This is a genomic window from Dorea phocaeensis (assembly GCF_900240315.1).
Taxonomy (GTDB): Bacteria; Bacillota; Clostridia; order Lachnospirales; family Lachnospiraceae; genus Dorea_B; species Dorea_B phocaeensis.
The window spans coordinates 95,099-107,599 of sequence record NZ_OEPZ01000003.1 but is presented as its reverse complement, the minus strand read 5'-3'; the positions used below and the strand labels follow the sequence as shown (position 1 = coordinate 107,599).

8 protein-coding genes and 3 pseudogenes are annotated in these 12,501 nt (G+C 43.5%); all 11 read left to right on the top strand.

Features of this window, described 5'->3' with window-relative positions:
• The first annotated feature begins 20 nt into the window (after nt 1-20).
• Entirely contained in the window at nt 21-512 is a 492-nt protein-coding gene (locus tag C0979_RS07540) for a PcfB family protein (RefSeq protein WP_008371518.1), read from the top strand.
• A gap of 23 nt (nt 513-535) precedes the next feature.
• Nucleotides 536-2,395, top strand: coding sequence for a VirD4-like conjugal transfer protein, CD1115 family (locus tag C0979_RS07535; protein ID WP_330379096.1), 1,860 nt, complete (start codon nt 536-538; stop codon nt 2,393-2,395).
• 121 nt (nt 2,396-2,516) lie between these two features.
• Nucleotides 2,517-2,648 (top strand): Maff2 family mobile element protein, encoded by a 132-nt coding sequence (locus tag C0979_RS07530; protein WP_026650183.1) that lies wholly within the window; start codon nt 2,517-2,519, stop codon nt 2,646-2,648.
• Between the two features lie 719 nt (nt 2,649-3,367).
• Nucleotides 3,368-5,254: a group II intron reverse transcriptase/maturase gene (ltrA, locus tag C0979_RS07525; protein ID WP_101695384.1), complete on the top strand. Its 1,887-nt coding sequence runs from the start codon at nt 3,368-3,370 to the stop codon at nt 5,252-5,254.
• Between the two features lie 149 nt (nt 5,255-5,403).
• Nucleotides 5,404-5,502, top strand: a pseudogene (locus tag C0979_RS07520) (Maff2 family mobile element protein); the annotation flags it as partial.
• 12 nt (nt 5,503-5,514) lie between these two features.
• On the top strand, nt 5,515-6,384 hold the full coding sequence (locus C0979_RS07515) for a VirB6/TrbL-like conjugal transfer protein, CD1112 family (protein WP_055039902.1): 870 nt from the start codon (nt 5,515-5,517) through the stop codon (nt 6,382-6,384).
• Nucleotides 6,385-6,407: 23 nt separating this feature from the next.
• Nucleotides 6,408-6,872, top strand: coding sequence for a PrgI family protein (locus tag C0979_RS07510; RefSeq protein ID WP_005344185.1), 465 nt, complete (start codon nt 6,408-6,410; stop codon nt 6,870-6,872).
• A pseudogene (locus C0979_RS07505) lies at nt 6,754-8,925 on the top strand (VirB4-like conjugal transfer ATPase, CD1110 family); the annotation flags it as partial. The gene C0979_RS07510 and the pseudogene C0979_RS07505, both read left to right, overlap by 119 nt.
• Nucleotides 8,926-9,264: 339 nt before the next feature.
• Nucleotides 9,265-9,549: pseudogene (locus tag C0979_RS07500) on the top strand (hypothetical protein); the annotation flags it as partial.
• Between the two features lie 16 nt (nt 9,550-9,565).
• The gene (locus C0979_RS07495) at nt 9,566-9,676 is read left to right on the top strand and encodes a hypothetical protein (protein WP_008688066.1); all 111 of its coding nucleotides are present in this window, start codon (nt 9,566-9,568) and stop codon (nt 9,674-9,676) included.
• Nucleotides 9,677-9,694: 18 nt separating this feature from the next.
• Nucleotides 9,695-12,496, top strand: a complete 2,802-nt coding sequence (locus C0979_RS07490; RefSeq protein WP_101695667.1) for a CD1108 family mobile element protein — start codon at nt 9,695-9,697, stop codon at nt 12,494-12,496.
• The last annotated feature ends 5 nt before the right edge of the window (nt 12,497-12,501 follow it).

Below are 12,501 nucleotides of genomic sequence, written 5' to 3'. Positions count from 1 at the left end.
GCTGAAAGGAGGGAAAAGTCATGCAGGAAGAGGTAACTCAGAAAACGGTCACGTTCTGTATTCGGGCTACTAAGATTACGGCTGACCTGTTGAAAAAGGTTCTTGTTGCGTATCTGCGTCATCAGAAGCAGAAATCAGTAGAGAAGAAAGCACAGAAAAATCAGCCGAAACAGGGAAAGGTCACGGTAAAAGAGCTGGCAAAACAGAATGCCGGGATGGTCAATATCGAGATCACGGACAAAAATATCAAGTCCTTTGAACGGTATGCCAGAAAATACGGGATCAATTATGCTCTGAAAAAAGACAAGAGCAAAGATCCTCCGGTTTATCTGGTATTTTTCAAGGGACGTGATCAGGATGCCCTCAATGCTGCTTTCCGTGAGTTTTCCCAGAAACAGATTCAAAAAGCGAATAAGCCTTCCATTCATAAGCGTCTTGCAGCTTACCGGGCAATGATGCCAAAGAAGACGAAGGACAAAGTAAAGAACCGGCATCAGGAGCAGAGTCGATGAAAAAGATAAGCGGCAAAACTCTGATGCAGAAGTGGAAGAATAAAATCGGGGGTAAGCTGTCCGCCCTGGATAAAAAGAAACTGGTTCTTACAAATATCCCTTATGCTCTGGCTGCTTTCTATGCAGACCGGGCATTTTTTCTTTACCGGAACAGTCCGGGAGAAGATATGGGGAACAAACTTTTATATGCAATGGAACACGCAGACCGGATTTTTGCTGGTTTTGTGTTAAGCAATAATTGGAAAGATCTGCTAGCAGGTATTGTTGTTGCAGTCGTTCTGAAAGTGTTGGTTTGGCAGAAACAGGCAGACGCAAAGAAATTACGGAAAGGCATCGAGTATGGTTCAGCCAGATGGGGAACCGCAGAGGATATCAAGCCTTATATGTCGGAAGATCCATGGATGAACATTCCATTGACAGCAACAGAAGCACTGACCATGGAGAGCAGACCGAAGCAGCCAAAGTATGCAAGAAATAAAAATATAGTGGTCATCGGCGGCAGTGGTTCCGGTAAGACACGTTTTTTCGTAAAACCATCGGTTATGCAGATGAACTGTTCCATGGTCATTACAGATCCGAAAGGCACTTTGATTGAAGAGTGCGGGAAGATGTTAGCAAAGGGACCACCTAAGAAAGATAAGAATGGAAATATTATGAAAGATAAATCTGGAAAAGTGGTACATGAGCCATATGTGATTAAGGTTCTGAATACCATCAATTTTTCCAAGTCCCTTCATTACAATCCATTTGCTTATATACGGTCTGAAAAAGATATCCTGAAGCTGGTGACAACAATTATTGTAAATACCAAAGGCGAAGGGGAAAAAGCTTCCGAAGATTTTTGGGTGAAAGCAGAGAAGCTGTTGTACACAGCATTGATTGCTTTTATCTGGTATGAAGGGGATGAAGAGGAAAAGAATCTGAATACCCTTCTGGATCTTTTGAATGAAAGCGAAACCCGTGAAGAGGATGAAACTTACCAGAATCCAGTGGATATGATGTTCCAGGAACTGGAAGAAAGGGATCCGCAGCACTTTGCGGTCAGACAGTATAAAAAATACAAAATGGCGGCTGGCAAAACTGCCAAAAGTATTCTTATTTCCTGTGGTGCGAGGCTGGCACCATTTGATATCGCAGAACTTCGTGAGATCATGTCTTATGATGAAATGGAACTGGATAAGATTGGGGACAGGAAAACAGCCTTGTTTTTGATTATGTCCGATACAGATACAACCTTTAACTTTGTGATTGCCATGTTACAGTCACAGCTTTTCAATCTGCTTTGTGATAAGGCAGATGATGAATATGGAGGAAGACTTCCGGTGCATGTGCGTGTCATCGCTGATGAGTTTGCCAACATCGGGCAAATTCCTCAGTTTGACAAGCTGATTGCAACTATCCGAAGCAGGGAAATCTCTGCTTCTATTATTTTGCAGTCACAGAGTCAGCTAAAGGCAATGTATAAGGATAGTGCAGATACCATTCTGGGTAACTGTGATACTACACTATTTCTTGGTGGAAAAGAGAAAACTACCTTAAAGGAAATGAGTGAACTTCTGGGTAAGGAAACCATTGATCTGTATAACACTTCGGAAACGAGGAGCAATCAGAAGTCCTTTGGATTGAATTACCAGAAAACAGGCAAACAGCTGATGACAGAAGATGAGATTGCAGTCATGGATGGAGGAAAATGTATCCTGCAGATTCGTGGTGCCAGACCATTTTTCTCAGACAAATATGATATCACGAAACACAAAAATTATCGGTTTCTTGCAGATGAAAATGAGAAAAACCGATACAAAGTAGAAAAAGAGTTAAATCCGCAGTACACACCGAAACCCGAAGAAGAGGTGGAGGTAATTCAGGTGGAGCTGTCGGAGTAACCATGGGAATGAACGAAAAATAATGAGGAAAGGAATAACTGACATTAGGTGCGCCGGCTTTTTAGTCGGTGTTTTTTCATTCCCGTAAACACCTGAAAAAAGTCAGTTTTGGTGAATGTATATGGCATTTTTTAGCAGTGCAATTACAACTTTAAAAACTCTTGTAGTCGCAATCGGCGCAGGTCTTGGCGTGTGGGGTGTCGTAAACCTTCTGGAAGGATATGGAAATGACAATCGTGCGACACGTTCGTAAGTGAAAAGCTTGCGCACAAAGTCGAAGGGCAATTGTAGCCCGAAACTTTGGAGAACTGATATTCCGATGGGTGAAATGAGGGGGTAACGTCCCGAAGCGCCACCCTGATACTCCGAATGGCGGGGAGCATGCAACGGCTCTCTCCAAAAGTTTATAGAGCTCGGTGAAGTCGGCAGAGAGCAACCGTAAGACTGGTCTTCAGACCAGACACGAAAGCTGTCCAGAGGTGGATGGTGTTGCCTATATGCCGGGGGTCGGATATCCATGGTGAGAATGTATGAAAATACTGACGAAATTCCGAATGTACGAGTCTAAACGTTGATGCTGTCGAAAGGCGGTACACCTTTCATGGTGGTATCTGTGGGCGAGTAAAATTGGTTGTTATGAAAGTCCATGCATCGTTACAGGCGGTGCGGTTATGCATGACCAGATACAGGCTTAGAGGAAGAACCTAAAGATGTCCAATGATAGGAATATCGGAACGTGGAAAGCTGGGGATACGGAGGCGGTTGCAAGCCAATGATGTGGTGGATGGGAATACCTTCGCGAGAGGGCAATAACCATTCTTTATTCCAGTGAGAGTAGTGGCACAGTACCTGTGAAGCCGTGAATAAGTAAGCGGTGGAGGGATAGCCACAAGTCGAATTCAGCAAAGAAAATGAAAACACAACAAACACAGCTTCGAGTATGACAAAGAAAATCCAAACCGAAGGGAGAGGATGCCTGTGTTGACTTCGGGGCAGCAAGAAAGGAAAAGTAAACAGAGAAAAATCCGCAACTCAGAGTATTACGACATGGAAGGTACTTTTGACAGGCTGTATGCAGAAAGTAAGAAAGATAAAACCTTCAACCATCTGATGGAAATCATCGAGAGTGAAGAAAATATCAAGCTTGCATACAGAACGATAAAGAAGAATACAGGAAGTGATACTTCGGGAGTGGATAAAAGGACGATAGCCGACCTTGCAAAGTTAAGCGAGGAAGAATACGTCCGTCTCATACGGAAACAATTCAGTAATTATCATCCACGACCCGTAAGGCGAGTGGAGATACCAAAGCCCAATGGAAAGACCAGACCTCTGGGAATTCCAACTATCGTAGATCGGATCGTACAGCAATGTATTTTGCAGGTCATGGAGCCGATATGTGAAGCAAAATTCAGTGAGAACTCCAACGGGTTCCGCCCGAACCGTTCCGCTGAGACTGCTATTGCGCAATGCATGAGGCTGATACAGGTACAGCATCTGTACCATGTGGTTGACCTCGATATTAAAGGCTTCTTTGATAATATCAGCCATACAAAGCTGATTCGTCAGATATGGGCATTGGGAATCCGGGACAAAAAGCTGTTATGCATTATAAAAGAGATGCTGAAAGCACCTGTTGTTCTGCCAAATGGGGAGAAAACATATCCCACACGGGGTACCCCGCAAGGCGGTATTTTGTCGCCATTGCTGGCAAACATCGTATTGAATGAACTGGATTGGTGGATTGCTTCCCAGTGGGAGCAGATGCCAACAAAAACAAAATTCAAAACAAGGAGCAATGCGCAGGGAACAGAGATTAAGAGCCACGCCTACAGGGCTCTGCGCCGGAGCAGACTAAAAGAGATGCATGCAGTTCGGTACGCAGATGATTTTAAAATTTTCTGCGCAACACATGAGGATGCTGTAAGAGCATACAAGGCAACAGAGTTATGGCTAAAGGACAGGCTGGGGCTGGAAATCAGCCCTGACAAATCCAAAGTAGTTAATCTCAAAAGACAGTATTCTGATTTTCTCGGGTTCAAACTGAAAGTCCGTAAAAAGGGTAAGAAATATGTAGTTCGGTCTCATATGAGCGATAAAGCATACAAAAAGGCTCATGAAAAAGTCTCGGAAGAAGTAAAGAAACTGGCTCATTCGTCAGATGATAATGCTCAGTTCATGCAGCTTCAGAAATACAACTCTGTAGTTGCCGGACTTCATGAATACTATTGTATTTCTACAGAAGTATCTCATGACTTCAGCAGACTTGCCTTCAGTATCAACAAACAGCTCAGAAACAGACTGAAAGGTGACTTATCCAAAAAGGGACAACTCAGAAATGGGTTCATCAAAGAAAAATATGGAGCAAGCAGACAGATGAGGTTCCTTCATGGACGTCCGGTGGTTCCACTGGGATATGTCCAGTCAAAGAATGCCCAGCATAAAAGGAAATCCATCAATAAATATACGGTCAAAGGTCGGGAACAGATTCATAAGAATCTTGCAATCGACACAGCGACAATGTTATGGCTGATGAGAAATCCTGTAAAAGGCAGAACCATTGAATATGCGGATAACCGTATTTCTTTGTATGCGGCACAGTATGGTAAATGTGCAGTGACAGGAATTCCGATGGATTCTCACGATATTCACTGCCACCATAAAGTGCCGGTTAGCAATGGCGGTTCGGATGAATACGCAAATCTTATTCTTGTCAGCAAAGCGGTTCATATCCTTATCCATGCTTCTTCAGAACCTACGATTGAGAAGTATCTGAAATCCTTAAATCTTGACAATAAACAAATAGAAAAGCTTAACAAACTTCGTTCTATGGCAGAAATGCCACCTATTATTCTTTGAATTTAATGCTGTAACGAAGTGTGTAAGTTGTGTTTAAAAGCCCTGGACGGCTGAATTCGATGGAGCGCCGTGTGCGGTGAAAGTCGCATGCACGGTGTGGAGCGGGGGAAAATCCGGAGATAACTTCAAAGGATTACCTATCGCTATCCGGTGCTAAGAGCCAGGGCATCAAACAGCTGATGGCTGGTGCCGGAATCATGCTGCTGGGAACTACCCTGATTCCACAGCTGGCAACATTGTTCTCTTAAGAGGAGTGGTAGATGAACACCATCATTGAGAGAATTACGGAAGCGATAAAGGATATCCTGATCGGGCTTATCAAGTCAAGTTTGGATAACATGTTCACGTCTGTCAATGAGCAGGTGGGAACCATAGCCGGGCAGGTGGGACAGACACCGCAGGGATGGAATGCAGGGATTTTTAATCTGATTCAGAATATATCCCAGACGGTGATTGTCCCCATTGCGGGACTGATCATCACCTTTGTCCTGTGCTATGAATTGATCACGATGGTAACACAGAAAAACAATTTCCATGAATTTGAGACTTACAATATTTTCCTCTGGATTTTCAAAGCGTATGTAGCCATTTATCTGGTGACAAATACGTTCAATATCACGATGGCGGTCTTTGACGTTGGGCAGCATGTGGTCAACAATGCCGCCGGGGTGATATCAGGAAATACTGCGGTGGATGCAACAGAAGCAATTACACGGATTGTGGATGCCCTGGAGGATATGGAGTTAGGGGATTTGTTCCTGCTATCCATGGAAACGATGTTGATCAGTGTTACCATGCACATTCTGTCAATTATCATTACGGTAATCTTGTATGGCAGGATGATTGAGATTTACCTTTACACTTCCATAGCACCAATTCCGTTTGCCACCATGACCAATAAGGAATGGGGCAATATCGGAAACAACTATTTAAAAGGCTTGTTCGCACTGGCATTTCAGGGATTCTTCATGATGGTCTGTGTTGGAATTTATGCAGTTTTAGTAAATGCAATGACCATATCCAGTGACCTTCATGCAGCAATGTTTTCAGTAGCGGCTTATACCGTGATTCTTGCATTTTCATTATTCAAGACCGGAAGCCTTAGCAAATCGATATTCAATGCCCACTAACGGGCAGGAAAGGAGCGCATACCATGGCGTATGTACCAGTACCAAAAGACCTTACCAAGGTCAAAACAAAAGTAGCGTTAAATCTGACAAAACGGCAGTTGATTTTCTTTTCACTTGCCGCAGTTGTGGGAATTCCGTTTTATCTGGTCATGAGAAAACCAATCGGTTCCAGTATCGCAGCCATCCTGATGGTAACGATCATGCTTCCGTTTTTCTTCATGGCAATGTATGAAAAAGACGGTCTTCCCTTTGAAAAAGTGGTGGCAAATATCATTCGACAGAAGTTTATCTGTCCGGCAGTAAGACCATATAAGACAGAAAATTTTTATCAGGAGATTTCCACCCTTGTGAAAAAGGAGGGTGTGCCGGATGGCAAAAAAGACAAAGCAGGAGGCTCAGCAGGAGCGTCTGTCCCTGGCGGAAAAAAGAAACCGTCAGGAAAGAAGAAACAAAAAAAGCAGAAAAGAAAGAGAACAGGAAAAGCGTAGAAAGAAGCAGGAACGGGATCGCAGGAAACAGAAAAACATTCCTACAACTGCACAGCAGAGTATTCCGTATATTCGGATGCTGCAGGATGGTATCTGCCAGGTGACAAAGACCTTTTTCTCCAAGACGATTCAGTTTTATGACATCAACTATCAGCTTGCTTTAAATGAGGATAAGACCACGATATTTGAAAATTACTGTGATTTCTTAAATTACTTTGATTCTTCCATCAGTGTGCAGCTGTCCTTTATCAATCAGCAGGTGGATGTGGCAGAATTTGAAAAAAGTATTGATATTCCGGATCAGAACGATGACTTCAATGCCATTCGTGAAGAGTACCGTACTATGCTGAAAAATCAGCTTTCCAAAGGAAATAATGGTCTGGTGAAGACAAAGTATATTACTTTTGGAATCGAAGCAGAAAGCCTGAAGGTGGCAAGGCCAAGGCTTGAAAGAATCGAAACAGATATCTTAAATAACTTTAAGGTTCTGGGAGCACAGGCACATTCCCTGAATGGTCTGGAAAGGCTGGAGATTATGTATCATGTGTTCAACCAGGATCGGATTGAACCATTTAAGTTCCAGTATAAGATGCTTCCAGAAACAGGATTAAAGACCAAAGATTTTATTGCACCGACTTCCTTTAACTTTTCCAAGAATCAGACATTTTTGATGGGAAGAACGATGGGAAGTGTGAGTTATCTGCAGATTCTGGCACCAGAGCTTACAGACCGGATGCTTGCAGACTTCCTGGATGTGGATGACAGCATCAATGTCAACATTCATATCCAGTCCATTGACCAGAGTTCTGCGATCAAGATGATCAAGAGTAAGATTTCAGATCTGGATAAGATGAAGATTGAAGAGCAGAAGCGGGCAGTACGTTCCGGTTATGATATGGATGTGCTTCCGTCGGACCTTGTGACTTATGGAGAAGAGGCGAAGAACCTGTTGGAAGATCTGCAGTCCAGAAATGAGAGGATGTTCCTTGTAACGGTTCTGGTAATGAATACCGCAAAGAAGCGTCAGAAGTTGGATAACAATATTTTCCAGGTGCAGGGAATTGCACAGAAATATAACTGTTCCTTAAAACAGCTGGATTATCAGCAGGAAGCAGCACTGATGTCCTGTATTCCACTGGGAGTCAATCGGATTGAAATTCAGAGAGGGCTTACTACCTCGTCAACAGCAATCTTCGTGCCATTTACGACACAGGAACTGTTTCAGGAAGGGGAGGCTCTTTATTATGGACTGAATGCATTATCCAACAACATGATTATGGTTGATCGGAAACGTTTGAAGAACCCGAATGGACTGATTCTTGGTACACCAGGTTCCGGTAAGTCCTTCTCAGCAAAGAGAGAAATTACAAACTGCTTCCTGATCACAGAAGATGATATCATCGTCTGCGATCCAGAAGCCGAATATTCGGCACTTGTGCAGGCACTGCACGGGCAGGTGGTACGGGTTTCTCCGGTATCTGACCAGTATATCAATCCAATGGATCTGAACCTGAATTATTCCGAGGAAGACAATCCACTGTCACTGAAAGCAGATTTTATTCTGTCGTTGTGTGAGCTGATTGTTGGAGGAAAGAATGGACTGGAGCCGGTAGAAAAAACTATCATTGACCGTTGTGTGCGGTTGGTTTATCAGGAATATCTTGCTGATCCAGTGCCGGAGAAGATGCCAATCCTGGAGGATTTATATAACCTTCTGAGAAAACAGGAAGAGCCAGAAGCACAGCGACTGGCCACTTCGTTGGAAATCTATGTTACAGGTTCTTTGAATGTGTTTAACCATCAGACAAACGTGGATATCAATAACCGCATTGTTTGCTTTGATATCAAGGAACTTGGTAAGCAGTTGAAAAAAATTGGGATGCTCGTAATCCAGGATCAGGTCTGGAACAGGGTGACGATGAACCGTTCTGCCCATAAGTCCACCAGATATTATGTGGATGAGTTCCATCTTCTCTTAAAAGAGGAGCAGACAGCAGCTTATAGTGTGGAGATCTGGAAGAGATTCCGTAAATGGGGTGGTATTCCAACTGGTGAACTAGTTTGTTACTTGTTAGTCGCTTAAAGTGCAAACTATCGCCGTTCTGACTGAAACCGGCAAGTAAGTCAGAATTATCAATGCGGAAAAAATCGGGAAAGGGGTAGCGTCCTAATCCGAGTGGAAGGCTATTTATAATAAAATAGTCACACGCAACGCATAGAGCTTGAACCTGCATAAGCAGAATATAACAGCTCCAAGAGGCCGCATTGCCAGCCGGTACGATATAAATCGTGGTAAAAAGATATGCTATGCTGAGCGTGAAATGACACGCTGATGAAAATGGGCGAAAGCCCCAGAGAGGTGGATAAAAAGCCACCTGATAATAACAATCAGATAACACAAAATATCAAAGATCTACTGTCTTCCAGAGAGATTGAGAATATATTTGAAAATTCAGACTTCATTTATATGCTGAACCAGGCTTCCGGAGACAGGCAGATTCTGGCAAAGCAGCTGAATATCTCACCAACCCAGCTGTCCTATGTAACCAACAGTAATGAGGGGGAAGGACTTTTGTTCTATGGAAATGTCATTATCCCATTTGTAGACAGATTCCCGAAGAATTCCCTCTATAAAATCATGACAACTCGCTTAGAGGAGACTTCCGAAGCAGGTTAAATCAAAGGAGAAAACAATGTTACGAGCAATTTCATATGTATTAACTTTTAGTGGCGGTGCTGTTTTCGGCATCGCTTTTCTCTGCTTATTACAGGCAGGGAAAGGGTATCCGAAGAAGGAGGAGTAAGTAGTGGCAGAACAGAGAATGAAAGTCAGGGACAAGAAAGTCCAGAAGATGACCAAGGATGGTCTGGTGGAAGAAAACCTGACAGATAAATCTTCTGTTCGTGTCAGTAACCGTGCCAGTGATGTGCAGATGGGAAGAAAACAGGGGGAAAAAGAAGAAAACCTTGTGGATAAGTCTCCCCGCCAGTCTGAACGGAGTGGGAAAAATATTCGTCCCTCTGTGCAAAAATCCAGAGATGCACCGGAACTGATACGGACAGAGAAGCAAAGTGAGGATTTTGGACAGAGTAGTAAACAGCAAAATAGAAAAAGAATCCGTGCTGAAGTCGGAAAAGAATCCAGACTTGCAGAAAAATCCGAAGTCGGACAGTTAGGGAGACTGAAAGATAAACGTGCTGATCTATCAGAAAACAGGGGAGACAGCCGGAGAAATCAGACCGGTGGCAGCAAAAAGCCTAAACAAAAACAACGTTTGAAGTTTGCTTATGAGGAAACTGGTGCTTCTGTGAAAAATGACAAAGATATGGAGAAATTGAACCAGATGGATACGGATGGAGTCAATTTCCGCCATCAGAAACAGAAAGAAAAAGCCAAAAAGTTTTCTTATGAAGAAGCAAGAAAGAAAAAGGAAGCAAAGCAGCATTCCAAGAAAGCACAGGTCTATCAGGCAAATGAAGGAGAATCTCCTGGAAAGAAAAAATCCCGTTTGAAGTTTGGTGAAGGGGAATCTGTGAAAACAGAAAAAGCTTCTGTTGTCAAGAAAGCAGGAAGTGCAACTTCCGTAGCATTGCACCGTGAGATCAGCAAAAATGAAGACGATAATGCGGCGGTAGAAGGTGCCCATAAGTTGGAAGAAGGCGGCGAAGGTATTTACCGGCTGGAACAGAGAAGTGCCAGACGAAGGAAACAGAGGGCTTCCAGAAAGAGAAGCAGACTGGAGAGACAGGTAGAGAAACAGACACAGGCGGCAGCCCGTCAGGAGCAGAAGAAGCTGAAAAAGCAGATTCAGAAGCAACAGATCAAACGGGATTATGCCAAAGCGAAGCGAAGTGAACAGACAGTAGGAACAGCTGCAAAAGGTACGATTGATTATATCAAGAAGATTGGCGGCAAAGTGACCAACTTCTTTAAAGAAAACCGGAAGGTGTATATCAGTGTAGCAGTTCTGATCGGATTGATGTTTCTGATCATAACGAATGTCACGTCATGCTCTGCAGTGTTTTTACAAAATGTGATCACTTACACAGGAACCAGTTATCTGTCATCGGATCAGGCAATCCGGGAAGCGGAACTGTATTATACACAGCTGGAAGCTAATCTGCAGGAGCGGATCAACAACATGGAATCTGAAGAACCGGGACATGAGGAATACCGATATAACATCGGACCTATTGAGCATGATCCGTTTATCCTGATCAGTTATCTGTCAGCAAAGTATGAAGAGTTTACGTTTGAACAGGTCAAGCCGGAGCTGGATGCGTTGTTTGCAGAGCAATATCATCTGACTACAGAAGCGGTCAATGAGACTGTGACAGAGACAGCAACAGTAAGAGTTGGAGAATCTTTGGGACAGGTTGTAACAAGCGGATATTGTAATTGTCCAATCTGCTGTGGTATTTGGAGTGGAGGACCAACTGCCAGTGGAGCATATCCAACAGCCAATCACACCTTAGCGGTAGATGCTTCCAATCCGTTTGTTCCAATGGGAACAAAGGTGGTAATGAATGGTGTCGAATATACGGTAGAAGATACCGGAGCTTTCGCAAGATACGGGGTACAGTTTGACGTCTACTATGATAATCATGCGGCGGCATCTGCACATGGACATCAGACATGGGAATGTTATCTGGCAGATGATAATGGAAGTCAGGAAGTGGAAGTGACTAGGACAAGGGATGTAGATGTGCTGAATGTTACCTTAAATAGTGGAAACCTGATGTCAATCTGTCAGGACAGGCTGGGATTTTTCCAGAAAGAACTGTTCAGTGCCTACAACGATACAAAAGGCAACTTGCAGATGTTTGCAACACCGGTTGATTTTAACTGGTACTCCAGTGTGACCAGCTATTATGGATACAGGATTCATCCAATATCAGGAGCAAATCAGCTTCATAATGGTATGGATATCGGAGCACCGGAGGGAACAAAAGTGATGGCAGGACTGACCGGAACAGTTACAACTTCTGCTTATAACGACAGCTATGGAAATTACGTCATTATCAAAGACAGAAAAGGTTATGAACTGCGGTATGCACATTTAAGCAGCCGGAGTGTATCTGCAGGAGCATCCGTCACGAAAGGTGATGAGATAGGTCTTGTAGGAAATACTGGTAATTCCACAGGAAGCCATCTTCATATTGAACTTCTGAAAAATGGAGAGCGGTTAAACCCGATCTTTTATCTGGAAACTGGAGAAGGAGCAGGCTTTGGCGGCAATGAATATACCAGTGAAGCAGCACAGCGTTTGTTAAATGAAGCAGCGAGATATCTTGGAACACCATATGTATGGGGTGGATATTCCCCAAGTGGATTCGATTGTTCTGGATTTGTAAGCTACTGTCTGACAAACTCTGGTGTAAGGAATACAGGAAGACTAACAGCACAGGGACTGTACAACATTTGTACACCAGTATCCCAGTCGGAGGCACAGCCGGGAGATTTGATTTTCTTTACTGGAACTTACGACGCAGGGGAGCCGGTAACGCATATCGGAATCTATGTAGGCAATGATCAGATGATCCATTGTGGACATCCAGTGCAGTATACGTCCATCAATTCCCCATACTGGCAGAGCCATTTCTATGGATTTGGACGATGGTAAGAAAA